The organism is Arthrobacter sp. Z5-13 (genome assembly GCF_056499105.1).
On the sequence record NZ_CP096460.1, the window covers coordinates 1,930,824 to 1,957,089 of the forward strand.

General features: G+C 60.5%; 27 protein-coding genes. 18 read left to right on the top strand and 9 right to left on the bottom strand.

The window, feature by feature from the left end; all coding sequences use genetic code 11:
* Positions 1–91 precede the first annotated feature (91 nt).
* Positions 92–472, bottom strand: a complete 381-nt coding sequence (locus M1E02_RS09190) for a VOC family protein (RefSeq protein ID WP_479377735.1) — start codon at positions 470–472, stop codon at positions 92–94.
* Positions 473–503: 31 nt separating this feature from the next.
* On the bottom strand, positions 504–1,460 hold the full coding sequence (locus M1E02_RS09195; RefSeq protein WP_479377736.1) for a phosphotransferase: 957 nt from the start codon (positions 1,458–1,460) through the stop codon (positions 504–506).
* Positions 1,461–1,858: 398 nt separating this feature from the next.
* On the opposite strand from M1E02_RS09195, the gene M1E02_RS09200 reads away from it, so the two are divergent.
* Complete coding sequence (locus M1E02_RS09200; protein ID WP_479377737.1) at positions 1,859–2,197, top strand: hypothetical protein; 339 nt, start codon at positions 1,859–1,861, stop codon at positions 2,195–2,197.
* Between the two features lie 31 nt (positions 2,198–2,228).
* Here the strand turns inward: M1E02_RS09200 and M1E02_RS09205 are convergent, their stop codons facing one another.
* Positions 2,229–2,840, bottom strand: a complete 612-nt coding sequence (locus M1E02_RS09205) for a TetR/AcrR family transcriptional regulator (protein ID WP_479377738.1) — start codon at positions 2,838–2,840, stop codon at positions 2,229–2,231.
* Positions 2,841–2,915: 75 nt separating this feature from the next.
* Here M1E02_RS09205 and M1E02_RS09210 point away from each other — a divergent pair, with 75 nt between their 5' ends.
* The gene (locus M1E02_RS09210; protein WP_479377739.1) at positions 2,916–3,719 is read left to right on the top strand and encodes an alpha/beta fold hydrolase; all 804 of its coding nucleotides are present in this window, start codon (positions 2,916–2,918) and stop codon (positions 3,717–3,719) included.
* Here M1E02_RS09210 and M1E02_RS09215 read toward each other — a convergent pair.
* Positions 3,706–3,846 carry a hypothetical protein gene (locus M1E02_RS09215; RefSeq protein WP_479377740.1) on the bottom strand — a complete coding sequence of 47 codons (141 nt, stop codon included), beginning with the start codon at positions 3,844–3,846 and terminating at the stop codon, positions 3,706–3,708. The two genes, M1E02_RS09210 and M1E02_RS09215, sit on opposite strands and share 14 nt — an antisense overlap.
* 140 nt (positions 3,847–3,986) lie before the next feature.
* Between M1E02_RS09215 and M1E02_RS09220 the strand changes: the two genes are divergently transcribed.
* A complete protein-coding gene (locus tag M1E02_RS09220; RefSeq protein ID WP_479377741.1) occupies positions 3,987–4,307 on the top strand; it encodes a chorismate mutase in 321 nt (106 codons plus the stop codon).
* 7 nt (positions 4,308–4,314) lie between these two features.
* Here M1E02_RS09220 and M1E02_RS09225 read toward each other — a convergent pair whose 3' ends face one another.
* Positions 4,315–4,701: a hypothetical protein gene (locus M1E02_RS09225; protein WP_479377742.1), complete on the bottom strand. Its 387-nt coding sequence runs from the start codon at positions 4,699–4,701 to the stop codon at positions 4,315–4,317.
* A gap of 156 nt (positions 4,702–4,857) precedes the next feature.
* On the opposite strand from M1E02_RS09225, the gene M1E02_RS09230 reads away from it, so the two are divergent.
* From M1E02_RS09230 to pdxS, 6 genes are all read left to right on the top strand, one after another.
* Positions 4,858–5,202 (top strand): DUF6504 family protein, encoded by a 345-nt coding sequence (locus tag M1E02_RS09230; RefSeq protein WP_479377743.1) that lies wholly within the window; start codon positions 4,858–4,860, stop codon positions 5,200–5,202.
* A complete protein-coding gene (locus M1E02_RS09235) occupies positions 5,199–8,720 on the top strand; it encodes a DNA polymerase III subunit alpha (RefSeq protein WP_479377744.1) in 3,522 nt (1,173 codons plus the stop codon). Before M1E02_RS09230 ends, M1E02_RS09235 begins: the two co-directional genes overlap by 4 nt.
* A gap of 103 nt (positions 8,721–8,823) precedes the next feature.
* On the top strand, positions 8,824–10,833 hold the full coding sequence (gene thrS / locus M1E02_RS09240) for a threonine--tRNA ligase (protein WP_479377745.1): 2,010 nt from the start codon (positions 8,824–8,826) through the stop codon (positions 10,831–10,833).
* A 22-nt stretch (positions 10,834–10,855) separates the two neighbouring features.
* Positions 10,856–11,446: an HIT family protein gene (locus tag M1E02_RS09245; RefSeq protein WP_479377746.1), complete on the top strand. Its 591-nt coding sequence runs from the start codon at positions 10,856–10,858 to the stop codon at positions 11,444–11,446.
* Complete coding sequence (pgsA, locus tag M1E02_RS09250; RefSeq protein WP_479377747.1) at positions 11,439–12,074, top strand: phosphatidylinositol phosphate synthase; 636 nt, start codon at positions 11,439–11,441, stop codon at positions 12,072–12,074. Before M1E02_RS09245 ends, pgsA begins: the two co-directional genes overlap by 8 nt.
* 198 nt (positions 12,075–12,272) lie before the next feature.
* The gene (gene pdxS, locus M1E02_RS09255) at positions 12,273–13,199 is read left to right on the top strand and encodes a pyridoxal 5'-phosphate synthase lyase subunit PdxS (protein ID WP_308198279.1); all 927 of its coding nucleotides are present in this window, start codon (positions 12,273–12,275) and stop codon (positions 13,197–13,199) included.
* 136 nt (positions 13,200–13,335) lie between these two features.
* Here the strand turns inward: pdxS and M1E02_RS09260 are convergent, their stop codons facing one another.
* Together M1E02_RS09260 and M1E02_RS09265 are read right to left on the bottom strand one after the other, a co-directional pair.
* On the bottom strand, positions 13,336–15,348 hold the full coding sequence (locus M1E02_RS09260) for a M3 family metallopeptidase (RefSeq protein WP_479377748.1): 2,013 nt from the start codon (positions 15,346–15,348) through the stop codon (positions 13,336–13,338).
* Between the two features lie 93 nt (positions 15,349–15,441).
* On the bottom strand, positions 15,442–15,654 hold the full coding sequence (locus M1E02_RS09265; RefSeq protein WP_479377749.1) for a hypothetical protein: 213 nt from the start codon (positions 15,652–15,654) through the stop codon (positions 15,442–15,444).
* Positions 15,655–15,661: 7 nt separating this feature from the next.
* On the opposite strand from M1E02_RS09265, the gene M1E02_RS09270 reads away from it, so the two are divergent.
* Complete coding sequence (locus M1E02_RS09270; protein WP_479377750.1) at positions 15,662–16,660, top strand: CapA family protein; 999 nt, start codon at positions 15,662–15,664, stop codon at positions 16,658–16,660.
* Between the two features lie 15 nt (positions 16,661–16,675).
* Here M1E02_RS09270 and M1E02_RS09275 read toward each other — a convergent pair whose 3' ends face one another.
* Positions 16,676–17,353, bottom strand: a complete 678-nt coding sequence (locus M1E02_RS09275; RefSeq protein WP_479378114.1) for a type 1 glutamine amidotransferase — start codon at positions 17,351–17,353, stop codon at positions 16,676–16,678.
* A 59-nt stretch (positions 17,354–17,412) separates the two neighbouring features.
* Positions 17,413–18,717 carry a MurT ligase domain-containing protein gene (locus M1E02_RS09280; RefSeq protein ID WP_479377751.1) on the bottom strand — a complete coding sequence of 435 codons (1,305 nt, stop codon included), beginning with the start codon at positions 18,715–18,717 and terminating at the stop codon, positions 17,413–17,415.
* Positions 18,718–18,808: 91 nt separating this feature from the next.
* Between M1E02_RS09280 and pdxT the strand changes: the two genes are divergently transcribed.
* The 8 genes from pdxT to secF all read left to right on the top strand — a co-directional run bounded on the left by pdxT (position 18,809) and on the right by secF (position 26,246).
* Positions 18,809–19,567 (top strand): pyridoxal 5'-phosphate synthase glutaminase subunit PdxT, encoded by a 759-nt coding sequence (gene pdxT, locus M1E02_RS09285; protein ID WP_479377752.1) that lies wholly within the window; start codon positions 18,809–18,811, stop codon positions 19,565–19,567.
* 3 nt (positions 19,568–19,570) lie between these two features.
* Positions 19,571–20,326, top strand: a complete 756-nt coding sequence (locus M1E02_RS09290) for a YebC/PmpR family DNA-binding transcriptional regulator (protein WP_458111050.1) — start codon at positions 19,571–19,573, stop codon at positions 20,324–20,326.
* Positions 20,327–20,335: 9 nt separating this feature from the next.
* Complete coding sequence (gene ruvC, locus M1E02_RS09295) at positions 20,336–20,911, top strand: crossover junction endodeoxyribonuclease RuvC (RefSeq protein WP_247040160.1); 576 nt, start codon at positions 20,336–20,338, stop codon at positions 20,909–20,911.
* 78 nt (positions 20,912–20,989) lie between these two features.
* Positions 20,990–21,634, top strand: a complete 645-nt coding sequence (ruvA, locus tag M1E02_RS09300) for a Holliday junction branch migration protein RuvA (protein ID WP_479377753.1) — start codon at positions 20,990–20,992, stop codon at positions 21,632–21,634.
* On the top strand, positions 21,627–22,715 hold the full coding sequence (gene ruvB / locus M1E02_RS09305; protein WP_479377754.1) for a Holliday junction branch migration DNA helicase RuvB: 1,089 nt from the start codon (positions 21,627–21,629) through the stop codon (positions 22,713–22,715). The genes ruvA and ruvB overlap by 8 nt, the downstream gene beginning before the upstream one ends.
* A gap of 232 nt (positions 22,716–22,947) precedes the next feature.
* Positions 22,948–23,343 (top strand): preprotein translocase subunit YajC, encoded by a 396-nt coding sequence (gene yajC, locus M1E02_RS09310; protein ID WP_479378115.1) that lies wholly within the window; start codon positions 22,948–22,950, stop codon positions 23,341–23,343.
* A 116-nt stretch (positions 23,344–23,459) separates the two neighbouring features.
* Positions 23,460–25,217, top strand: a complete 1,758-nt coding sequence (secD, locus tag M1E02_RS09315) for a protein translocase subunit SecD (RefSeq protein ID WP_479377755.1) — start codon at positions 23,460–23,462, stop codon at positions 25,215–25,217.
* On the top strand, positions 25,218–26,246 hold the full coding sequence (gene secF / locus M1E02_RS09320) for a protein translocase subunit SecF (protein WP_479377756.1): 1,029 nt from the start codon (positions 25,218–25,220) through the stop codon (positions 26,244–26,246).
* The last annotated feature ends 20 nt before the right edge of the window (positions 26,247–26,266 follow it).

The window sequence follows — 26,266 nt, forward strand, 5'->3', positions numbered from 1 at the left end:
GGGCTGATCGCTGTGCCGCGATAGAACCTCCTGGCCCGCGGGAGGATTTGTATTCAGACCGTGACGTTGGCCGTGATGTTGCCGGTGAGACTCACTTTTCGTCTTCAACATCCTGGACGGATCGGGATAACAGACAGAACTCGTTGCCCTCGGGATCGCTGAGGACCACCCAACTGACGTCAGGTCCCTGGCCCACATCCGTGCGCCGGGCGCCGAGGGCGAGCAGCCGCTCGAGCTCCTCGCTGGTGGATACGCCGTCCGCCCGCAGGTCGAAATGCAGCCGGTTCTTTACGGTCTTGCCCTCAGGCACGGCGATGACATCAATCGAAGGCCAGCTCCCATCGTCCGGTCCAATGCTGATGATGTCCGCATCCTCGTCGACTACGCACCAGCCCAGGACGGCGCACCAGAAATCGGCCACCACCCGTGGTTGGATCGCGTCGATGGCAATGACAGCTAAACGGCTCGGCATGGCACCACGATAGCCCAGCGGGGGAACGACATTAGACAGCCGTTGCCCATCCTGCCGGATCGTCGCCGGGCGGGATGGCATTGATTCCCTGCCACAGCGTAAGTACGTGCAGCCACTGGCGCTCAAGCCCTGTGAGCGGCCGCACTGTTTCGTACCCGTGCAGTAGGGCCTGGCGGACGCTGGCTGGCGTTGGTTGCCAATGGGTGAACCGGGTACTGAGGTAGACAGATGCGTTCGCGAGGTCGCTTACGCAGTAGTCCAGGGCGACCTCGTCGAAATCGAGAACGGCAACAATCTCTGTACCGGAGGTGAGCACATTGGAGGACCTGAAGTCGTTGTGGATCAGCTGCGGATCGCTATCGATCGGCGGGAGTGACGCTATCTGTTCACGTAATATTGCGGACGCTTCCGGTGCCCTGCCTTGGTCATCATGCTGCAGCCAATACTCTATGCGCCCGCGCAAATCCAGGGTCCCATGTGTGTGTCGCCCTAACTTGGTCAACCGGCTGTCTCCCTGTTTTGCCAAAGCGCAGTGCAAGCGCGCCAGCGAGGCCCCGGCCCTTCGGACCGCTGTGCCGGCAGTGGTGTCAAGCAGTTCGCCGTCAATCTGCGGTTGCACCGTGACGGACGAGGAATCGATGACAACTCTATGCTTGCCGTCAGTGGCCGCCAGCGGAGGAGCCACTGGAAGCCCTTCTTTATGCAACGCATCCAGCAGATCTGCGGTCCCGGCGAATTTGACGAACTGATCCTGGTCCCGGGACCACTTTGCAATCAAGGCTCCGTGATCCGTGCTGATCCAAGCAATGGCGTTGTGGTCGCTAATGATAATTCGCTCGCAGGTGTGCACTTTAATGGCCCAGGCGTCAGCAAGAACCCTTGTGAGCCAGCCGCCCGCTTCGTCGAAGCTGCCCAGGCCAAACCTGTTCTTCAGTGCGCTCTGTGGTTCGGTGGACTCCCACAGCATTGATAACCCGGATGGAAACATCCTCAGAAGTCTAGTCGAGGCAGCCCGGCAGGGGAGACAGTATGGCGAACTTCAACTGGGCCCGCGTCGTGCCGCCGTCGAAATCCGGATGCTTGTCTCAGTGCATAAAGCCGCTGCCGTCCTTGTCCCGGTCGTACTTACCGCAACGGGTGCACCGCCTGTAACGGCCGCTGCCATCCTCTGCAGATTCTATGTGCCAAGCATGGCGCAAATTGAGTTTGCACATGAGCATCTTGAGCATGGCGCTCTCCGTTCTGACGCACGCTTAACCCGCAAACCGCGGTCGCTACGTGAACACCCAAAGTTTACGCTGTGCCTCTGCGGGCCGGTAGTGAATGGGCCGCCATGGAGGCGCCTCGGTGCCACTCCAACCAGGGGCGATAGAGTTCCGAATAATCATGAAAAACGAAAAGTACGTAAGTTATCTGGTTTCTCTGATCAAGAATTTCGATTATTCGATGTTGAGCGACGCAGAATGGGATGCGTTAACGGACATTGACGCGTCCGACGACGTCCAGCTGTCAGAGGCGATTCGTGATGTTGTCAAACCTGAATATGCTTCCTGGGATTCGTCGTCCAGGCAGTTGGCGAAGGATGCGCTGGAAGCTTGCTTGGCGCTCCCCGACTACGACTTCGGAGCAGTTCTTCGCAATGTGGAGATGCCGTTCGCTTCCAATCGGAACCCCCGAACCTTTTTCCTGTTGGTACAGCAAGCAGTGCTGGAAGACACCGCTTAGGCCTTGCTGATGCTGAATCCTGTCCCATCTTTCAGGAATCTTGACCAGGGCGGGTGGCTGGCCATGCTGTCAGGGCCAAGTCAACCACCTCATGAAGCGCGGAGCGTGTGACTCCTGTTGCTGCTGCGGCAGATAGGCCGTGCCAGAGGGTCATAATGAAGTCGGCCAGGACCGGGGCGGACTGGTCCGGTAACTCCCCGGCCTGCATCGAGGACTCGATGCGATCCTGAAAAACCTGCGCGTTGGCCCGTTGTTTCCGTGCAACGGCTGAGCGAACATCGAACGTTCCAGGTCCTCCGGACATTGCAGCGCTGGTGGTGAGACATCCTGCGGGTTGATCGTCTGCGGTAAACCGGTCAACACTCTGGTGGAGTATTCTCGCGGCCGCCGCGGCCGCGGTCGGTTCCTCCGCGCAGGCATCAATGAAGATCGCCGCATACTGCCGCATATACGTATCCACGGCTTCTGTGAACAGCTCGAGCTTGTTGCCAAAGGCTGCGTACAGGCTGGATTGGGCGATGCCCATTGCTGAGGAGAGGTCAACCAAAGAAGTGCCCTCATAGCCCTGCCTCCAGAAGATCTCCGTGGCACGTTGGAGTGCAACGCTGCGGTCAAAGCTGCGGGGTCGGCCGGTAGGGGACATGGATCCCAATCTAGTGCGATCACTCCAGAAGGTGCTACCGTGACTTCTGTTGTAACCACCCCAGAAAGCTGAATAATGGACCAGTATGAGGTGCAGGTGGAAGAGGGCTTTGTGGCTGTCCACCGTCACGGAAATGTTCACGAGCAGGAAACGCCGTTGGTGATGATGCCCGGTGTGATGAGCGATGCTGCCGGGTGGGGGACTGTTGCGAACCTTCTGGCGCGGGACAGGGAGGTTCATGTTCTCAATCGCCGCGGCAGGTATCCAAGCTCGGATCTTCCCTCCGAGTATTCGCTCCTCACGGAAGTGGGGGACTTAGGCGCCGTCCTCGCGGCCCTGGGGAGGCCGGCGCAGGTCTTTGGTTGGAGCCTTGGCGGGCTAGTGGCCCTTGAAGCAGCGGCATCCGGGGCTGAGGTGGTGTCGCTGATTGTTTATGAGCCTGTCATGGCACCATTCGGGGACGAACAGATAAAGCCCCTGCGGGAGGCCCGCGACCGGGACGATTTCGATGCGATGGTCGAGATCGTTAACCGGGATATCTCCGGATATCCACAAGAGCACGTGGATGCGTTGCGCAGTGAAGGCAAATCCTGGGCCCACCTACGGGAGTTGGCGATTCCGCTGGCCGACGAGATCGAGGCACTGAACGGGTTTGTACCTGATCTGGAGAGCTACGGTAAAATCAAGACGCCCACCGCAGTTCTTAGCGGGACAGAGAGCAGTCCGGTCTATGGGGCGCACTGCACGCGTATCGTGCAGGCACTGCGACGCCCGGTAACCACTTCACTTCAGGGCGTGGATCATCTTGTCCACATCACTGCACCTAACGTTTTGGTAGATGCCGTCCGAGAACACCTCAGCCTCCCTAAAGGCGTATGAATTTCCCCGCCGGGAATTGGAGGTGAAGGGGCAGTGCCATCTGGATGGGAGCAAGGCCGACCGTTTCGTCGAGCAGCTCGTTGATCGAGGTCTGCCCATCCAGCTCGCCGGAATGTTCCTTATCCATATACCGACCCTATGTGCGTTCTCGTACTGGTGAATCCAAGACACGCGTTTCAGACCTGGCCGCCTGTTGTGAACCTCTACTCTGCTAACTGCAAGGGAAAGAAGTCGACTCGGGTTGCATCCTTGGATACTGTCAGTCACATGCCCACAAATCACGGACTCGACAAAAACTCCCAGGCCGACAAAGAACAGCTCGCCGCCGTGCGTGTGGCAGTTGATGAAGTGGACGAGCAGATTGTGAGCCTCATCGCCCGTCGAGAACGGCTGATCCGCATAGCCGGGACGCTCAAAGGGGACAGTGCAGAAGTGCGCGCCCCGGGCCGGGTGGAACGCATTATCGAGCACGTCCGGTTCGCAGCCGTAAAGAAGGGCATAGATCCCGGGCTGGTGGAAACGACCTACCGGACGATGATTTCCGAATTCATCGAACTGGAACTCAAAGTCCAGAAGGACAACGGCTGATCCAGCTTTAGAGAGACTCCTGGACCTGAACGCCTGCCTGGAACTCCCGTCCGTCGGCTTCGCTGAAGGCTGATATCAGGTGCCCCTTGCCGAGACCCATAATGGTGCTCAGTGGAAAATGCCCTGTGATGGTGCTGCCTGAATGCTCCACTCCGTCCAGGTCGAAGTTCTCCTCGGTGCCGTCATGGTTGAAGGCATAGAACGAGACTGCCTCGCCATTCATGAACTCGATTCCAAGCCTTCGTTGATGTGAGAGGTCAGGGGTGGACGCCACAAGCCCCACCACGTAGGCGCCCGAAGACGGAATGTTGCCGTCAATATCGAAAGTCGCCACCAAATGTGAATTTTTGGCGGCGATGCTGGCGTTTCTCAGGAGTGCTTCATTGGAACTCATGGCTCCATCCTGCTCTCTGCTTCCCCTTCCGTCCACCCCCGACCTAGGTTTTGTCATGCCCCGGGCGTAGACTGAGAGTATTCGAAGATATATTCGAAGAAGGAAGTTTCTTAGGAAGTTTTACAGGAGTTGTCAGGAAGTTGCACGGAGGCACCAATGGGGATATTCAGTGATGGCGTAGAGGTGGAATGCGCTCCTGGAGGTCAGCCCTTGAACCTTCTCTGGGCAGGCCGCCGCTACACCGTGTGTGCAGAAGCTGTCCGCTGGTTTGAACGGCGCCAATGGTGGGCTGAGGAAAAAAGGGCACCCCTGGGGGCAGGCAAGGGATTGGTTGATCATGAAATCTGGCGTGTTCAGGTCAAAGGTGAAAATCAGGGTGCTCCGGGTGTTTCGCAGGAACCGTTAACACTGGACCTGTCGCGTGATATTGGCAGCGGACGCTGGAGGCTTCTGCGGATTCATGATGCCCTTCAGTCAAAGACAGCACCAAAAACAGCATGAGCTTTACCCACCTTCACGTTTCCACTGCCTTCAGCGCCCACTATGGAGTCTCCTGGCCGGAACAACTTGCCAGTGCTGCAGAGGCTGACGGGGCAACAGCGTTGGCGTGCACCGACAGGGACGGGCTGTATGGAACGGTCAAACACCTCAAGGCATGTATGGCTGCGGACCTCGATCCGGTAGTGGGGGTTGATCTCGCAGTGTTTGACGACGACGGCGATCACCGCACCCAGCTTTCGGGCCGGATTGTTGTCCTCGCCCATGGACACAACAACGGAGCTGGCTACCGTGCCCTCTGCCGGCTTATCTCCGACGCCCATGCCAGGACAACAGGCAAGGCCGGGGGAGTGGTCCCTGTCGCCGTGACCCGGGCGGAGCTGGCCTCCCGAACACTGGATCCAAACACTTTGAAACCGGTCCTGACTGTTCTCATCGGACCCGATTCCGACGTCGGCCAGTCCATGGGAGGACGGAAATACCTTCTTCCCCGCACCTTATTCAAGCGCTGGCTGGAAGCAATGCCCCAGGGGACTGTAGTGGCCGAAGTCGTGTCACAGCTAAGCGCCCCAGGTGCCCCCCTCAGCACTGCCCATGCTGTACGCATGCTCAAACTTGCAGCTGAACACCATGTACCAGCAGTCCTGACCAACGCCGTCAGGTACTGCGAAGAGGACGGCGCTGCCACAGCAGATGTCCTTGATTCGGCCCGAACACTGAAATCTCTCCCGGAGCTATCCTCAGCTCCCCTTTTGCAACCAACTGGGCAGGGATGGCTCAAGTCCGAGACGCAAATGGTGGAGCTGGCCAAAGAAATCATCCAGTCAGCGGGATACGGCACAGCTGACCTGAAAAGACTGCTTGCTCAGACGGAGGCGCTCGCGGACCGCTGCCGGATGGATCCTGTCTCAGACATGGGCTGGAAGCAACCTGTTGTTCCTGAAACTTCCGTTATCGGCATTACTGGTGATCCTTTGGTTGAACTTACCCAACGCTGTGAGGCAGGGATAGGCCGCCGCTTCGCGGGGATCTCAGGTAAGCAGGAAGCTGAAATGCGCTCCCGGTTAGAGCATGAACTCAGGATCATCGGAAACCTCGGCTTTGCCTCCTACTTCCTCACCGTTGCCGAAGTTTCCCGCATGATCCTGGACATGAACGTCAGGGCGGCAGCAAGAGGCTCCGGAGCTTCAAGTTTGGTCAACTTCCTCATAGATATCAGCCAGGTGAATCCCCTCCAGCACGACCTCGTATTTGAACGGTTTCTTTCCGGTGACAGGGCAACCTTGCCCGACATTGACATAGACGTTGAGAGCGCCGAAAGGCACAATGTCTACCGGAAAATCTTCGAGCGGTTCGGTGCTGAACGGGTCACCCTGATGAGCATGCAAAATGGATACCGCGCTCGCGGTGCTGTCCGCGATGCGGGCCTGGCCCTTGGAATGGACGACGGAGAAATAGGAGAAATCGCCAAGCAGCTGTGGCGCTTTTCCGCCCGTAAATTCCGCGAAGCCCTTGCCGAGAAACCGGAACTGCGGGAGTTCGCAGGCCGTGTTGAACGGGATTTTTCTGAGAACCAGCAGCTTGATCTTCTGGTAGATCTCACTGAACGTCTGGACCGGTTGCCACGCCACATCTCCATGCACCCCTGCGGAGTGATCCTGGGCGATTCCACCCTTTTGGACAGGACACCGGTCCAGCCCAGCGGACTTGGATTACCCATGAGCCAATTCGATAAACACGACATGGATCCCATGGGGATGCTGAAGCTCGATGTCCTGGGAGTCAGGATGCAAAGCGCTATGGCCTTTGCTGTCCGGGAAGTAATCCGGCTGCATCCCTCCAAGGCAGAGGTCGTTGCAGTTGGTTCCTATCCTTCAGGGAACGACGGGAAGGGCCCTGACTACATCTCCGAAGACGGGCATATCGACCTCAACGCAGTGCCCCTGGACGATGAACCAACTTATGAGTTGATACGCAGCACCCACACGCTGGGGTGCTTCCAGATTGAATCTCCAGGGCAGCGGGAACTGGTAGGCAAAATGGCCCCTAGGGATTTCAATGACCTGATCATCGACATCTCGCTTTTCCGCCCTGGTCCCATGAAATCGGATATGGTCAGGCCATTCCTGGAGCACCGGCACGGGTTCGCACCGGAGGTCTACCCTCATCCGGATTTGAAGCCCGTCCTGCAGGAAACCCACGGAGTCACCGTTTTCCATGAGCAGATCCTGAAGACTTTTGACGTGATGACAGGGTGCGGGCTTGCCAGGGCTGACGAATTCCGTCGCATCCTGGGGAATGAAGCCCTGGAATTCAAGGTTGAGGAGTTCTTCCGTCGTGAGGCCAAAGCAAAAGGCTATTCCCCGGAAGTTGTGGACAAGGTCTGGGGAACACTGAAGTCTTTTGCCAGCTTTGGTTTCTGCAAGGCTCACGGGGCGGCCTTTGCTGTTCCCACCTACCAGTCGGCCTGGTTGAAGGCACATCATCCGGAAGCGTTCCTTGCCGGGCTTTGGGAGCACGATCCTGGCATGTACCCCAAGCGGCTTCTTGTTGCAGAAGCCAGAAGGATGGGGATCCCCATCCTTCCCCTGGACATCAACAGGAGCAAAGCCGAATACCGGGTAGAACGGGTTGAGTCGGGGGAGCATGCCGGAAAGCTGGGGATCAGGCTAAGCCTCAAGGGCATCTTCGGATTGTCAGGCTCAGAGCTTAAGCGGATCGTTGCCGGGCAACCCTACGATTCCCTGGCGGATTTGCGGGCACGTTCACGCTTATCCAAGCCAGGCATCAAACGGCTGGCCCAACTGGGTGCGTTTGATTCCCTTCACCGTGAATCCGGAAACGATGCCAACCGTGCTGACTTGGTCCTTCATCTGCAAAACCTTCAGAGCCGTTCCACCAAAAAAGGCGTAGACATCATTGAAGGGCAACTGGCGCTGCCTTTAGGGGATGTGGAACTGCACAATCTCCAGCGGGGGCAACCGGCTCCCACCATGGTGGAGAACGTCCGTGCAGAACTTGATCTCATGGCAGTGGACGTCAGTGAGCACTTGATGGAGAGTCACCGGCCACTCCTGAACCGGCTGGGGGTCACAACCGCCGATAAGCTGCTCGGCCTTCGTAACGGCACTGAGGTGTTGGTGGCCGGTGTCCGGATTGCCACCCAGACCCCGCCCATGAGGGGAGGACGGCGTGTTGTTTTCATCAGCATCGACGACGGCACCGGATGCGTGGATTCTGTCTTCTTCCACGAGGCACAGGAAATGGCCGGTCCCTTGCTGTTCGGAACACGCCTGCTCTTGATCCGGGGAACCACCCGGCGGACAGGGCCCAGGGGGATAAGTTTGAGCGCCAGCATGGCGTGGGATCTCAGCAGGATCGAAACCCTTCCCTTCCGACCGCCGGAGCAGAACCAGGACAGGACGGCTTCAAGCATCAATGACGATCAGGTGACCTTTGGCCAGGCCGGCCCTCTGGACGGGATCGGACGCAACCTGGCCATCACCGGGCTCGGGAGCTGAGGCTGCGCCGGCGGCTGCCGAGAAACCGATACGATGGACGAGGCTGGCTGTGGTCCCCGTACGCCACAAGCTACGAAGCCTTAACATTGAATAGGAGACACCCGTGTCAGATGCCCAGCAGATCACCCTCATCGTCGATGGCGAAGAGACCAAGGTGACTACCGGGACCACCGGCGCGGAACTCTTTTTTGAGCGCCGCGACGTCGTTGTGGCCCGCGTGGACGGCGAGCTCAAGGACCTCGACCAGCAGTTGCCGGAAGGTGCTGTCGTTGAAGGCGTCACCATTGATTCCCCTGACGGACTGAACGTCCTCCGGCACTCAACGGCCCACGTCATGGCCCAGGCCGTGCAGCAGCTTCGCCCCGACGCCAAGCTCGGAATCGGCCCATACATCACGGACGGCTTCTACTTCGACTTCGACGTCGAGGAGCCCTTCACACCCGAAGACCTGCGTCAGCTTGAAAAAATGATGCTGAAGATCGTCAACCAGAACCAGAAGTTCGTACGGCGCGTCGTCAGCGAGGACCAGGCCCGCGAAGCCATGAAGGATGAGCCCTACAAGCTCGAACTGCTGGGCAAGAAGAACAATGCCGCCGACGCCGGCGAGGGCGTTAACGTCGAGGTCGGCGCCGGCGACATCACCATTTACGACAACGTTGACCGCAAGAGCGGCGACAGCGTCTGGTGCGACCTGTGCCGCGGCCCCCACCTGCCCAACACCAAGCTCATCTCCAATGCATTCGCCCTGACCCGGTCATCGGCCGCCTACTGGCTGGGCAACCAGAACAACCAGCAGCTGCAGCGGATCTACGGCACAGCCTGGCCCACCAAGGATGCCCTCAAGGCCTACCAGGAGCGCATCGCCGAGGCCGAGCGCCGCGACCACCGCAAGCTGGGCGCCGAGCTGGACCTGTTCTCCTTCCCCGACGAGCTGGGTTCAGGGCTGCCGGTGTTCCACCCCAAGGGCGGCATCATCCGCAAGGCCATGGAGGACTATTCCCGTCAGCGCCACGTGGATGCCGGCTACGACTTCGTCTACACCCCGCACATCACCAAGGGGCACCTCTACGAAGTCTCAGGCCACCTGGACTGGTACAAGGACGGCATGTTCCCGGCGATGCACGTGGACGCGGAACTCAATGAGGACGGCACGGTCCGCAAGCCCGGTCAGGACTATTACCTGAAGCCGATGAACTGCCCCATGCACAACCTCATCTTCCGTTCCCGAGGACGCTCCTACCGCGAGCTGCCACTGCGTCTGTTCGAGTTCGGCTCCGTCTACCGGTACGAAAAGTCGGGTGTGGTGCACGGCCTGACCCGTGTGCGGGGGATGACACAGGACGACGCCCACATCTATTGCACCCGCGAGCAGATGAAAGACGAGCTCACCACCACGCTGAACTTTGTGCTGGGTCTCCTCAAGGACTACGGCTTGGACGATTTTTACCTGGAGCTGTCCACCAAGAACGAAGACAAGTTCGTCGGCGAGGACGCCGCCTGGGAAGAAGCAACGCGGACCCTGGCCGAAGTAGCCGAGGCCTCGGGCCTGGAACTCATTCCGGATCCGGGTGGAGCCGCGTTCTATGGCCCCAAAATCTCGGTTCAGGCTAAGGACGCCCTTGGCCGGACCTGGCAGATGTCCACCATCCAGCTGGACTTCAACCTGCCAGAACGCTTCGAACTTGAGTTCCAGGCCGCGGATGGCACCCGCCAGCGTCCCGTGATGATCCACCGTGCCCTGTTCGGCTCGGTTGAACGGTTCATGGGCGTTTTGACCGAGCACTACGCTGGAGCGTTCCCGGCATGGCTGGCGCCCGTGCAGGTGGTTGGCATCCCGGTGGCGGAGGCGTTCAACGACTACATGTTCGACGTCGTCGACCAGCTTAAGGCGGCGGGCATCCGTGCGGAGGTGGACATTTCATCAGATAGGTTCCCCAAGAAAATCCGCACAGCCAGCAAGGACAAGATCCCGTTCGTCCTGATTGCCGGCGGAGAAGACGCTGAAGCCGGCGCCGTATCCTTCCGGTTCAGGGATGGCAGCCAGGATAACGGGGTGCCGGTTGCTGAGGCTGTCCGCCGCATTGTTGACGCCGTCCGCGACCGGACCAGATAGCGGAAACCGGGAAGGGTAAAGCGTGCGGGAGAACACAGGCGCGGACGCGGACTATTCCGGCGACGCCGGGGTGACTGACGACTTCGGCCTGGTCGGCGTTCCGGACGCGTTCCAGCGCCTGTGGACTCCGCACCGTATGGCCTATATCAAGGGCGGGCAGCACCAGTTCAAAAACCAGGATGATTGCCCCTTCTGCGTCGCACCAGGGCGCAGCGACGAGGAGTCCCTGATCGTATATCGGGGGAAGCGCAACTACGTGGTGCTGAACTTGTTCCCCTACAACCCAGGACATCTGCTGATTTGCCCCTACCGGCATGTCCCGGACTACACAGACCTGACCGAAGAGGAAACCGCCGAGTTCTCCTCCCTGACTCAAACTGCCATGCGGGTTCTGCGGAAAGTGGCAAACCCCGGAGGATTCAATCTTGGGATGAACCAGGGCGTCGTGGGAGGTGCTGGCATTGCCGGCCACCTGCATCAGCATGTAGTACCGCGCTGGGGCGGGGACGGAAATTTCTTCCCGATCATTGCCCAGACCAAAGCCATCACCCAGACGCTGGACGAGGTGCGCCAACAGGTGGCCGAGGCTTGGCCGGAGGATCAAGGTGCTTAACAGACACGCCCGTGGTTTCTTCACCAGGCTTTTCACCCCGCTGGCACGTTGGCTGCTGAAGCATGGAGTATCGCCGGACGCGGTCACCATCTTCGGCACAGCCGGCGTGGTGGTCGGAGCCCTCGTCTTCTATCCCATCGGCCAGCTATGGTGGGGCACAATCTTCATCACGGCTTTCATCTTCTCCGACGTCGTAGACGGCATTATGGCCCGGATGGCGGACCGGGGCGGCCGCTGGGGGAACTTCCTTGACTCCACGCTGGACCGGATAGCCGACGGCGCGCTGTTTGCCGGACTTGCCATCTGGTTCTTTATGGGCGGGGCGAACACGGCAATCGGCATTGGCGCACTGATCTGCCTCGTGCTGGGAATGGTGGTCTCCTATGTCCGGGCCAAAGCTGAGTCCCTGGGTTTCACCGCCAACGTGGGCATTGCAGAGCGCGCGGAGCGGCTGGTCTCGGTGCTGGTTGTCACAGGCTTTACCGGGCTTGGGCTGCCGGAGGTGGTGTTGCTGGTGACCCTGGCTGTGCTTGCCGCCGCAAGTTTCGTGACCATCGTGCAGCGCATTGTCACCGTCCGCCGCCAGTCCCGGGACGAGGCAGGAACAGCGTTCGAACAGCCGGCTTGAGGCACACCCGCGCAGAGAAGTTGGGGTTTGACTTCTCACCGTCACCGGAATTAAGCCCGTCAGCCATGGGGGACTAGTATTAGGAATACCTGAATCAATGGATCCGGTAATCCGGTGTGGCGATGCTGATTTTGCGTGCCGTCAGCACCGATCGGGAGTCCGGATCAAAGTAACATCTATCTACCCATAGGGGTTTTTGTGTCTACACCTGATGTAAGCAGCGAAGCCGGCTCGTCGGCGAACGGCGTCACGGGCAGCAAGCGCGTCAAGCGCGGTATGGCTGAGATGCTCAAGGGCGGCGTCATTATGGACGTCGTTAACGTCGAGCAGGCCCGCATCGCCGAAGACGCCGGTGCCGTTGCAGTTATGGCGCTGGAACGCGTTCCGGCCGATATCCGCGCCCAGGGCGGCGTGTCCCGCATGTCCGATCCTGACATGATCGACAAGATCATCGAAGCCGTCTCCGTGCCGGTCATGGCCAAGGCCCGGATCGGCCACTTCGTGGAGGCGCAGGTCCTGCAGTCTCTCGGAGTGGACTACATTGACGAGTCCGAGGTCCTGACCCCGGCCGACTACACCAACCACATCGACAAGTGGGAATTCACTGTTCCCTTCGTCTGTGGTGCCACCAACCTCGGTGAGGCGCTGCGCCGCATCAACGAGGGCGCGGCGATGATCCGGTCCAAGGGCGAAGCCGGCACCGGCGATGTCTCCAACGCCACCACCCACATGCGCCAGATCCGTGCCGAGCTCCGCCGGCTCTCCTCGCTGCCCGAGGACGAGCTGTACGTGGCGGCCAAGGAACTGCAGGCCCCGTATGAACTGGTCAAGGAAGTAGCGCTTTCGGGCAAGCTTCCCGTGGTCCTGTTCACTGCCGGCGGCATCGCCACCCCGGCTGACGCTGCCATGATGATGCAGCTCGGTGCCGACGGCGTGTTCGTCGGTTCGGGCATCTTCAAGTCCGGGAACCCGGCCCAGCGTGCCGCCGCCGTCGTGAAGGCCACCACCTTCTTCGATGACCCGGACGTCATCGCCAAGGCCTCCCGCGGCCTGGGCGAGGCCATGGTCGGCATCAACGTCGACGAAATCCCGCAGCCGCACCGCCTCGCCGAGCGCGGCTGGTAACCCAGTCTTACGGACAAACCGCGACGCCGGGTGGTCACCTTTTCGAAGGCGGCCACCCGGCGTCGTTGGTTGCATCGATTGCTCCGTAACTGCCCTTTAGGGTCCCCATAAGGGCAGTTACGGAGCAATGGATGGGTCATTCCAGGCCGCGGCGTTTGAGTAGCGGTTCCAGTTCGGCGTCCCTGCCGCGGAAGGTCCGGAAGGATTCGAGTGGATCGCGGCTGTTTCCCCGCGCAAGCAGCTCGGTCCGGAAGAACTCACCGTTCGAGCGGTTGAGTCCGCCGTTCTCCTTGAACCATTCGACCGTGTCGGCGTCGAGCACTTCACTCCAGATGTAGGAGTAGTAGCCGGCCGCATAGCCGTCTCCGGCAAAGATGTGCTGGAAATAACCGGTCCTGTAGCGTGGCGGAATCAGTGTGTGGGCGACGCCCGCTGAAGCAAGGGCCTTTGCCTCGAACTCCAAGGGATCGGCAGGAACGTCTGACGCCTCCAGGACATGCCAGGCGAGATCCAGCAGAGCGGCACTCAAGTACTCCGTGGTGCCGAAACCCTCACCCCAAAGCTCGGCGTCCTTTAGCCGCTCCACCACATCCTGGGGAAGAGGCTCGCCCGTCTCATGGTGCCGGGCATAGTTGGCCAGGACCTCGGGCCACATGATCCACATCTCATTGACCTGTGAGGGGTATTCCACAAAGTCGCGCGGCACGGACGTACCCGAGAACCGGGGATACGTGACGTTGGAGAACAGGCCGTGGAGGGCATGGCCGAACTCATGGAATGCGGTGCGCAGCTCGTCGAGGGTCAGGAGAGTGGGCTCGCCCGCTGGCGGCTTGGAGATGTTGAGGTTGTTGATGACCACCGGCTTGGTCCCGAGAAGGGCCGATTGTTCAACCAGCGAGTTCATCCATGCTCCGCCGCGCTTGGACTCACGGGTGTAGTAGTCGCCCAAGAACAGCCCAAGCCCCGAGCCGTCCTCGTTCCGGACCTCCCACACCCTGACATCCTGGTGGTATCCCAAAAGGTCAGTTCGTTCGTGGAATGTGATGCCGTACAGGGTTGTTGCTGCAAAAAACACACCATCTGTGAGCACCCTGTTCAGTTCAAAGTAGGGACGCAACTGCTGGTCATCAACCGAATACCGGTCCTTCTTCACCTGCGCCGAGTAGTACGCCCAGTCCCACGCCTCTAACCGGTGACCCGCCATCTCGGCCAGTGCAGCAGCCTCAGCGTCAGCGTTTCGGACGGCAGCCGGGGCCAGCCTGCTCATCATGGACTGTACGGCTTCGAAGTCCGGCGCTGTCTGGCGGTCCACCGTCAGCTCGGCGTAGTTTCCAAAGCCCAGCAGGGCAGCCTTTTCGGAACGCAGCCGAACCAGGTCCCTGACGAGGTCCAGGACGTCAAGGCTTCCGCCGCTGGATCCGCGACTGACCGATGCCTCATACAGCCGGCGGCGAACAGCCCGGTTTTCCAAGGCTGACATGGCCGGCTGGTTGCTCGGCAGGATCAGAGTGAGGAGGAACTTGCCCTGGTGGCCGGCCTGGTGGGCCGCTTCGGCAGCATTGGCAATGTCATCGGCGGGCAGTCCTGCAAGTTCACCTTCATCATCCAGCAGCAAGGCTGACTGCTTCATACCCTCCTTCACACGTTGTCCGTATTCAGTGCCAAGCCGGGAGAGCTCGGAGTTGATCGCCCTGAGCCGTTCCTGCCCGGCATCGTCCAGCTGGATCCCTGACTCCCGGAACTCCTTGAGGTACTCCTGGACCAGACGCGCTGATTCGTCATCGAGTCCGTCCGTGCTCAGCGCATGGAAGCGTTCAAACAATTCTCGGTTCATATAAATTGCATCCTGGTGCGCAGCGAACAACGGTGACAGTTCGGTCTCCAGGGAGCGGATTTCATCTGATGCGTGTGCCGACACGAGCGTGAAGAAGGAGGCCGCCGCACGCTCAAGGAGGGCACCGCTGCGTTCCATGGCCAAAGCCGTATTTTCGAAGGTGGGTGGCTCCGGGTTCGCGGTGATTTTCCCTATTTCGGCCAAGTGCTCTGCCAGGCCTGCCCGGATTGCTTCCCCGTAGTGGGCTTCCGCAATGTCGGCAAAGGAAGGCAATCCGAATGGCAGGGGACTGGGTGTCAGAAGGGGGTTCGTCATGAAGCAACACTTTCATGTGGCGGCATGGTTGACCAGCATCGTCGCTGTTCGCCGTAGGATGTCGAACATGTCGAGCAATCCCAGAAAACTCTCTCAACGTCTCGCCGCGGTCTCAGCCGCAGCTGCGCTCATGGTTTCGATGGCGGGCTGCGGAGTAATCGCCGACCAGGACCGTGAGGCAACGACGTCGGCAGCGGCGGCCCCGGCAACCCTGACACCTTCCCCGGCACCCACTCCCACGCCGACGCCGACTCCCGGGAAGGGCCCGGAATGCCCCACTCTGCGCTGCACTTCCGTTGTGGTCACAGGCGACATGCTTGTGCACACGCAACTTTGGGAGCAGGCACGCGCGGACGCCTTGGCCACGGGGGCAAAAGGCCTCGACTTTGGTCCGCTGCTGGAAGGCCAACGCCGGTACGTCGAACGGAGCGATCTGGCTATCTGCCACCAGGAGACACCGGTTTCCGTTCCCGCTGGGCCATTCTCCGCCTATCCCTCATTCAATGTGCCGCCACAGATTATCGCCGCAGCCAAACACATCGGTTATCAAGCCTGCACAACGGCAAGCAACCATACGATCGATCGCGGCACGGAAGGTTTGGTTCGGACCCTGGATACGCTGGACGCTTCCGGACTAAGCCATACGGGTTCCTACCGTACAGAGGATGAATCTCAGGAGATCATGATCCTGCCGACACAGGCGGCGAAAATTGCCGTCATCATCGGCACCTACGGACTCAACGGCCAGATTCCAGAACAGGAATGGCAGGTGGACATGCTAGACGCACCCACCATGATCGCCAAGGCCAAGAAGGCCAAAACCATGGGTGCAGACATCGTGCTGGGAGTCATGCACGCTGGCGATGAGTATGCCAGCGAGGCGAACGCCCAGCAGCAGGAAACTGCCCACGCGCTGGTGGACAGCGGGGAATTCACCATGATCTACGGACACCACACCCACTCGGTCCTGCCGATCGAGCAGTACAAAGGAACATGGATTGTCTACGGACTGGGCAACGGCGTTACGGAGTTGTCGCCGTGGTACCAGGTCAACAACGAGGGGTTGCTGGTACGGGCCCAGTTCAGCCAGGACGCTGCCGGAAAATGGACCGCGGCGGACCTTGCCTGGGCCCCTTCGGTCATTGTCCGTGACCCTTACAGGTGGTGTTCCGTCGCGTCAGACGCTCCTCAAGGACCCTGTGCAACACCGGCCGAGGACGCCGTAACGCACCAGCGCACCAAGACTGTGGTGGAGTCGATGGGAGCCGCTGCCGCGGGAGCCCACGAACTCCTTATCAGCAAGGAGCCCTGAGCTTCAGGTGTTGAGCTAACGCGGCCGGCGGCCGGCGTGTTCCCTCGCCAGGACTGCAAAACGGTCATCCGGTGCACCGGCGGTGAAGTTTCCGTATTTACGTTCGACGGCGGTGCGGATCAGGAAATCTGCGATAGCCGGGTTCTTGGGCAGGAGCGAGCCGTGAAGGTAGCTGGCCACGATGTTCTTATAGCGGGCCCCTTCCTTTCCATCACTGCTGTTGTTTCCAGTGCCTTTGGGGGTAGTGCCCAGAGCACGGACGCCAGGACCGAGGGTGGTTTGGCCGCTGTGGTTCTCGTAGCCCAGGATCTCCCCGAACTCCTCGGACTCGACCTTCACATTCCCAATAAGGCGCTCGTCAGTGCCATGGGTTTCGACGTCCAGCACCCCGATACCGGGAATGACTGAACCTGTGCGCGTCTTGAAGAAGCGGCCAAATAGCTGGTACATGCCGCAAATCAGCAACATGGGCGCGCCATCCTCAGCGAGTTCCTGCAGGGTTGACCCCCGCTTCAGGAGATCGGCTTGAATAACCAGTTGCCCGCTGTCCTGGCCGCCACCGCCAACGATGAGGTCCACGTCTTCCGGGAAATCGTCGCCCACGTTGTACTCGAGCAGTTCCGGGGTGTAGCCGTGCCAGGCAAGGCGCCGCTTCAGAACCAGGGCGTTCCCCCAGTCGCCGTAGATGTTCATGTCCCGCGGATACAGCTGCACTACACGGATGGTGCCTTGATTCTCCGAAGCCTCCTGCGTCAAGAGACCACCTCCACGGTCGTGATCTTGGACAGCTCGCGGCGGATGGCCAGCATTGCTGTATATGTGCAGAATATCCGCTTGGGCTGGCCCTTGGCGTCTCTAATGAAGGCGGCCAGGGCTGACGTGATGTCGGTGTTAACTTCGCCGACGGGTACCTCGTCGTACTGAAGCCGGAGCGCCATGTCGTAGGCACGGGAACCACTCAACTGGTCCACACCGCCGTTACGCAGCGAGTCGAACTCGACGTCCCAGAGCCAGGACATGTCCCGGCCGTCCGCGTAGTTGTCGTTGATGGCGATCATGGTTGCGTAGCCGCCCGCAGGGAACGATTTGAGTCCCAGCCGGAAGCCGCTGGGATTCTTGACCAGGACGAGGTCAAGGGGAAGTCCGTCCACAACCAGGCTCTCGCCCCTGCCAAAAGCAGGGGCCACATTGGAAAGCGCAGACAGCAGCGACTCGTGATCTGTGGGACCGGATCCCTGCCCGGCAATGCAGCGGGCCAGTGTGAGCGCAGCGGCCGCATTGAAGATGTTGTACACACCACGAAGCTTCATGTGAGTGGTGACGATTGCGCCGTCGTACTCAAAATCGGCGTCGTCCACGCCTACCCGGCGAAGCACGACGTCGGCATGGGGCCGTTCCGGTGCAACGGGCACCGGGCTGCCGGGACCGGCACGCATGTCATCGTCATTGGGAAAGGTGCTCAACAGTGAGTCATCAAGGCCGAAATAGCTGACCTCGGGTCCGCCGGACCCCGGCTGGGGCAGCGCGGAAGCAATCCTGGCGACCCTCGGGTCCTCACGGTTAAGCACCACCGTGCCCGTGGTCTTGGACGCAACATGCTGCAGCAGTTCAGCTGTCTTGTCGATCTCCCCGAACCGGTCAAGCTGGTCGCGCAGGACGTTCAGGAGCAGGCTGTAGCGCGGTGGAACCCTGTTCACGAAATGAACTGCATGGGCTTCGTCCAGCTCAAGCACAGCTATATCAGCGTCAAGTCGCCCCCGCCAGTCCACTTCACCCAGCAAGGCAGCAGCAACTCCACGGGTGAAGTTGCTTCCGGTGCGGTTCGTGAAGACTTTCAGCCCTTGGCTTTCCAGCAGTTCCACCACCATTTTGGTGGTGGTGGTCTTGCCGTTTGTGCCGCTGACGACGGCCACGCCATGCGGGAGTGTGGTCAGCGTCCGCGCCATAAAACCGGGGTCGACTTTTTCGACCACCAGGCCGGGAAAAGCGGAGCCGCCTCCCCTTAGCCGGGTGACCCGGCGCACGAGCTTTCCAAGGGGGACGCTGAAGAAAAACATGCTCCGAATATATCCCAGCAGAGGCATGCACTCTTGCCGGGTGCCGTCCCCGCTGCGTCAGGAGCGGCTTCGGGGAGATTATGCTGGATGAATGACCAATCCCACTTCCCAGGATTTTTCGCTGGAATCTGCGCGGGGTTCTTCCCTGTCCTCCCAATGGTCAGCGGAGCAATCATCCAAAGCAGGCGCAGGGCTTCGCATCGGTGTCCTGGCGCTGCAGGGCGACTTCCGGGAGCATCTCCACGCCGCCGAAGACGCCGGTGCGACTGGCGTTGCCGTCCGGCGGCCGAAGGAACTCGACGACCTGGACGGCCTGATCATCCCGGGCGGAGAGTCCACCACCATTGACAAACTGGCCAGGATTTTTGAGCTGACGGAGCCGCTGCGGGAAAAGATAGCTTCAGGCCTTCCCGTCTATGGGTCCTGTGCCGGCATGATCCTGCTGGCAGACGAAATTGCCGATGCAGCAAAGGACATGTCCGGGAATCCCCAACAGACATTCGGCGGACTGGACATGACCGTTCGGCGCAATGCATTCGGACGCCAGCGCGAATCGTTTGAGACCGATCTTGAGTTCAAGGGACTCGAGTTCAGCGCCACCGGTGCCGGCGTTGCTCCGGTGCATGCCGTGTTCATCCGGGGTCCCTGGGTTGAGCGGGTAGGCCCCGCCGTGGAGGTGCTGGCACAGGTGGAACCGGCCAACGCAGCCCACTCTGAGGCCCTGCACGGGAAGGCTAGAATTGTTGCAGTGCGTTCAGGTCACCTGCTGGCCACCTCATTCCACCCGGAAGTGACGGGGGAGAAGCGCGTGCACGAACTGTTTATTCGAATGATCAGAGGAGAAGCGTAAAGCATGTCAGGCCACTCCAAATGGGCGACGACCAAGCACAAGAAGGCTATCCTCGACAGCCGGCGGGCCAAGTCGTTTGCCAAGCTGATCAAGAACATCGAAGTCGCCGCGCGCATGGGCGGGCCGGATCTAGCCGGAAACCCGAGCCTGGAACTTGCCGTCACCAAGGCAAAAAAGACCTCGGTCCCCGCTGACAATATTGACCGGGCCATCAAGCGGGGTGCAGGCCTCACCGGTGAAACAGTTGACTACACCGAGATCATGTACGAGGCCCGTGGCCCCCAGGGCTCGGCCCTGCTGATCGAGTGCCTCACAGACAATAAGAACCGCGCCGCCTCGGAAGTGAGGCTCGCCATTTCCCGCAACGGGGGCACCATTGCCGATCCCGGTTCAGTCAGCTACCTCTTTTCGCGCAAGGGCGTAGTATCGCTGCCAAAAAACGGCCTCAGCGAGGACGATGTCCTGATGGCAGTACTGGATGCCGGCGCCGAGGAAGTCAAGGACAATGGGGACACGTTTGAGGTCCATTCCGAGCCGACGGATCTGCAGGCCATTCGCGATGCTCTGACTGAGGCCGGAATCGAGTACGACACGGACGAAGCGGAGTTCGTGCCGTCCATGCAGGTTCCCCTGGACCTTGACGCGGCGAAGAAGTTCATGAAGCTCGTGGACGCGCTTGAGGAGCTCGACGACGTTCAGAACGTCTACAGCAACGCGGATCTCAGTGACGAAGTGCAGGCCGCACTGGAAGCCGAGTGATCTAGGGCCTTGCTCCGCGTACTGGGGGTTGATCCGGGGCTCACACGATGCGGCATCGGCGTCGTTGATGTGGAAAAAAACCGCCGTGCAACCATGGTTGCTGTGGGTGTTGTAGGTACTTCGCCTAGCGAAACGCTGGACCAGCGGCTGCTGCTCATCGCGACATCGATCGATGACTGGCTTGACCGGTATGAACCCGATGTCCTGGCAGTGGAGCGTGTTTTTTCGCAACTGAATGTCAGCACGGTCATGGGTGTGGCCCAGGCGTCCGGCGTGGTGATCGCCGCCGCCGCCCGTCGGGGAATCCCGGTAGCCCTCCACACGCCGTCGGAGGTTAAGGCAGCAGTGACCGGCAGCGGCACCTCAAACAAGGAGGCCGTCACCAAACTGGTCACCAAAATCCTTCGGCTTGACGCTCCGCCCCGTCCGGCCGATGCCGCAGACGCGCTGGCCCTGGCCATAACCCACGCCTGGCGCGCGGGCAGCGGAGCGGCCGTGGCCACTACAGGCCCGGGAAGCCTGTCGCTGACCCCGGCCCAACGCGCCTGGGCGGAAGCGGAAGCCAAAGCGCGCCGTGCACGATGAATGCACGCCGGGTTGTTAGGGTATTCGTAAGTATGTTCGGATAACCGGTTCAGCCGGTGGTATTTCAGGAGCCCGGCCTTGATCAGTTTTCTCCGCGGAACAGTAGCTCACGTCGGGCTGTCCAGTGCCGTTATCGACCTCAACGGCGCCGGCATGAGCGTCAACGCCACACCGCAGACGCTCAGCAGGCTGCGCCAGGGCGAAGAAGGAAAACTGTTCACATCACTCATTGTGCGTGAGGACTCCCTGGCCCTCTTCGGTTTTTCCACGGATGATGAACGTGAAGTCTTCGACGTTCTGCTGAGCGTCAGCGGTGTTGGCCCCCGCTTGGCGCTGGCTGTCCTGGCTGTCCACGACCCCGAAGCCGTCCGGGTGGCCGCACACTCGGGCGACGGGAAAGCTTTCACCAAGGTGCCGGGCATCGGTCCGAAGGTGGCTGGCAGGATCGTGCTGGAGCTGGCCGGAAAACTCGTCCCGCACGGGACGCCGGGAGGAGCCACCCCCGCCGCCGTTACGGTCACCGCTTGGAAGGGCCAGGTAGTAGCAGCAATGACGAGCCTGGGCTGGTCCGAAAAAGACGCCACTGCCAGCATCGAAAAAGCCCTGGCCGATTCGCCGGAAATCGCAGAAAAGGGCAATGTGGCGGAAATTCTGCGAACCACACTGCGCTGGTTGGGCCAGGACGGTGCCCGGGCCGGCAACAGGGTAGGCAGCCGTGGCTGAGCCCTCCCTGGTCACCGGAGGCGAAGAGCCCGAAGAGCGGGTCATTGAAGCCGCCCTCCGTCCGAGGAACCTTCACGATTTCGTGGGGCAGCACCGTGTCCGTAAGCAGTTGTCTCTGGTCCTTGAAGCATCGAGGATGCGAGGGCGCAGCGCCGACCATGTACTTTTTTCCGGTCCGCCAGGACTCGGAAAGACCACACTCGCCATGATCGTCGCGTCCGAAATGAACGCTCCGCTGCGCATCAGCAGTGGGCCGGCCATTCAACACGCCGGCGACCTCGCGGCAATACTGTCCTCCCTGTCAGAGGGGGAAGTGTTGTTCCTCGATGAAATTCACCGCATGTCCCGGCCTGCGGAGGAAATGCTGTACATGGCTATGGAAGATTTCCGCGTGGACATCGTGGTGGGCAAGGGAGCCGGCGCCACGGCTATTCCACTGGAGCTGCCTCCGTTCACGCTGGTGGGAGCAACCACTCGCGCAGGCCTCCTTCCCGGTCCCCTGAGGGACCGCTTCGGTTTCACCGGCCACCTCGAGTTTTACTCAGTGGAGGAATTGGAACTCGTACTACGGCGCTCGGCAGGGCTGCTGGACCTGAAGGTGAATTCAGCAGGTTTCAGTGAAATCGCCGGCCGTTCACGGGGCACGCCGCGAATAGCGAACAGGCTCCTGCGCCGTGTGCGTGACTGGGCGCTCGTGCACGGCATTGAGCAAATCGACGCGCGGGCAGCTTCGGCTGCACTGGATATGTATGAAGTGGACACCCGAGGCCTGGACAGACTGGACCGCGCCGTCCTGGAAGCACTAATCACCAAATTCGGCGGGGGACCGGTGGGGCTCTCAACTCTGGCCATCGCCGTCGGGGAGGAACCCGAGACCGTGGAAACGGTCGCCGAACCTTTTCTCGTGCGCGAAGGTTTGCTGGGACGCACACCCCGTGGCCGCATTGCCATGGGACCGGCATGGACGCATTTGGGGTTCGCCATCCCCGCCGGAGCCTTTGGCCAGGAACCATTGGAGCTCTTCGACGGCGCCCAGGTGGGCCAGGATCCATCCGACGAATGGATTCGGAACGGTCAATAGCACCGCTGCCGCGTGTTTCCCTTTAGACTGGTATGACGCTCGGCACGTTCGGGTCTTTATTTCTGTGCGCCGACTCCAATGGAGTCGCCCGCCGGCATGGTCTCCTGCCGGGCAGATGGAAGTGAAGCGGACGTTGCTGAAAAACAGTGACGCAAGTACAGAACGGAATTTTCCTGTGTTCGGAAATATCTCTGCCCAGGCCCAGCCGCAGGCCGGCGGCGGCATCGACATCATGACCATCCTGCTGTTCGCGATGCTCGGTCTCTTCATCTTCATGATGTTCCGCCGCAACAAGAAGACGCAGCAGCAGCAGGCCAAGCTGCAGTCGCAGTTTGAGCCGGGCGTTGAGGTCATGACGAGCTTCGGCCTCTTCGGCCGTATTGTCTCGATCGATGACGCCGAGAACAAGGTGGTCCTGGAACTGTCTCCCGGCCACCAGGCAACGGTGCACCGCCAGGCCGTGACCAAAATCGTTGAGGCTCCCGTTGCAGATGAAGAGCCCACGGCTGTTCCTGATGACGCTTCCTCCCTCACCGCCCAGGAAACGGATGCCACTCCCAATGCCGTGGTGGACACTCCTGACGAGGCCGGGAAGCGCCTCAACGACGAGGGCAAGAAGGACATTTAGTCCGCTGCCCCTGTCAGCTCCCGCAAAGTAACGATCCTACGGCTGCGGGCCGCCGCCGGTAAGTGTGCTGCAAGCAGCTGCCGGCGGCTCCTCCGTAATTAATAGAAAGATCCACAATGGCACGAACTGGCCCCAAAAACTCAGCACTCCGGGTGCTGGTCTGGCTTGGCGTTATCCTGGCAGTCCTCACGGCTGTCCTGGCTGGCGGCACCATGGCCGGCCAAGCGAGCTGGGCTCCAAAACTTGCACTGGACCTGGAGGGCGGCACCCAGATGATCCTGGCGCCCAAGGTTGAGGGCGGTTCGGACATCAATGAAGAGCAGCTGAACCAGGCTGTAGCGATCATTCGCCAACGCGTGGACGGCTCCGGAGTCGCTGAAGCGGAAATCAGCACGCAGTCGGGCCGGAACGTTGTGGTGAGCCTTCCCGGCACGCCTTCCTCCCAGACCCGTGCGCTGATCCAGGCTTCTGCGGACATGAACTTCCGTCCAGTGCTGCAGGCAGGCCCGGGTGCTCCGGTTCCGGCCGAACAGCAGGCGCCTGAGGATCAGCTCCCGAAGCCCACTGCCGAACCCACAAACGGCAGTGACATCAACTGGGTGACCCCGGAGATTTACAAGCAGTTCGAGGCGCTTGACTGCGATAACCCCGCACAGGACAAGCAGGAACGATCCGATCCGGCGAAGCCGCTCGTCACCTGCGAGCCCGCTGGCGACTCAAGGCCCGCGGTCAAGTACATCCTTGGACCGGTCGAAGTGAAGGGCTCCAACATTGTCTCTTCCTCGTTCCAGCTTCAGCAGGGCGCCCAGGGAGCAGTCACCAATGAGTGGGCTGTCAACATCCAGTTCGACGGCGACGGCACGGCCAAATTCAAAGAGGTCACTGAGCGCCTGAACCAGTTTTACGTGGCCGCCGGCGGCGAAAACGGTTCGGACCCTAAGGCTCAGTTCGCCATCGTCCTGGATGACCAGGTCATCTCCGCTCCCCGTGCCCTGGCTGTCATCACTGATGGCCGCCCGCAGATCACCGGCGGGTTCACTGAGCAGTCGGCAAAAGCCCTCTCCGACCAGCTCCGTTTCGGTGCATTGCCGATCAGCTTCGAAATCCAGAGTGAACAGCAGATTTCCGCTACCCTCGGCGGCGAGCAGCTGCGGATGGGCCTCTTGGCAGGTGTCATAGGCCTGCTCCTTGTGGTGGTCTACTCGCTCTTCCAATACAGGGCATTGGGCCTGGTGACCATCGCTTCCTTGGTGGTGGCGGGTGTCCTCACCTATCTGGCCATTGCCATCCTGGGCTGGACGGAAAATTACCGCCTGTCCCTTGCAGGCGTCGCCGGTATCATCGTGGCCATCGGTCAAACGGCCGACTCCTTCATTGTCTACTTCGAGCGAATCCGTGATGAGCTCCGTGAAGGCCGCGGACTGGTCTCAGCCGTCGAGAACGGTTGGAAGCGTGCCAAGCGGACAGTTCTGGCGTCCAAGGCAGTGAACCTGTTGGCGGCGCTGGTGCTCTACTTCGTCGCCGTCGGTAACGTACGTGGGTTCGCCTTCACGCTCGGCCTGACTGCCATCGCCGACTTGATAGTGGTCTTCATGTTTACGCACCCCACCCTGCGACTCCTCGCGCGGACCAAGTTCTTTGGCGAGGGCCACAGGTTCTCCGGTCTTGACCCTGAGCGGCTCGGCGCGGTGCCCCTGTACCGCGGTGCCGGAAGAGTGCGCAGCCCCGAAGACAAGCCTGCAACCGTCCGCGCCAAGAACGCCGGCGCTGCCGCGGAAGCAGAGCGCAGAATGACCATTGCAGAACGCCGCCACGCGGAAAAGCAGGAGCAGCTCGCCGGTTCTTCCAAGAGCTCGGCCAAGGAGGGCAAGTAAATGTCCAATAGTTTCGCGAATTTCGGCAATGAGCTCTACACGGGCAAGCGCTCGTACGACTTTGTCGGTTCCAAGAAGATCTGGTTCCTTATAGCCGCCGTTGCGGTTGCCCTGTCCATCCTGCTTCCGGCGGTCAAGGGCGGCTTCAACCTTGGTATCGAGTTCCGCGGGGGTTCCGAGTTCACGGTATCGAACGTGAAGACCACTGACACGACGCTGGGGACCAAGGCCGTCCAGGACGTCGTCGAGGGAAGCGTTCCCCGTGTAGCCAACGTCGCGGGAACCACCATGCGCATTCAGACAGACAAACTGACTGATGAAGAGACGCTGGCCATCAAGGAAGGGTTGACCACCGCCTATGGCGTCACGGACAACGAGGTTACCTCCACGTTCGTCGGGCCCACCTGGGGAGCCGACGTCACGCGGCAGGCATTGGTTGGCCTGCTTGTGTTTGTCGCCTTCGCATCCGTCCTGATGGCGTTGTACTTCCGTACCTGGAAGATGTCGTTGTCTGCCATCGCCGGAATGTTGGTGACGATGTTCATCACAGCCGGCGTCTACTCCCTCAGTGACTTCGAAGTGACCCCTTCGGCCATCATCGGGTTCCTCACGGTCCTCAGCTACTCGCTGTATGACACCGTGGTGGTTTTCGACAAGATCCGCGAGAACACCGCCGACCTTGACGCCTCGACTCGCCGGACCTTCGCTGAAGAGGTCAACCTTGCTGTCAACCAGACGCTGGTCCGCTCCATCAACACCATGATGGTGGCGATCCTCCCTGTCGGCGCCATCCTCTTCATCGGTGCGGGTTTGCTGGGTGCCGGAACGCTGCGCGACCTTTCCTTGGCATTGTTTGTCGGGATCCTCATCGGCACTGCGGCCACCATCTTCATCGCGGCGCCCCTGTATGCATGGTTGCGGGAAAGGGAACCGCAGCTCGTCAGCCAGGCCAAGCGGGTGGAACACCGCCGCCACGATGCAGCTGCACGGGCTTCCGCTGCAGCATCCTCGGAAACAGCTTCCGCCTGATTGATGTTTTTTCTGATGGG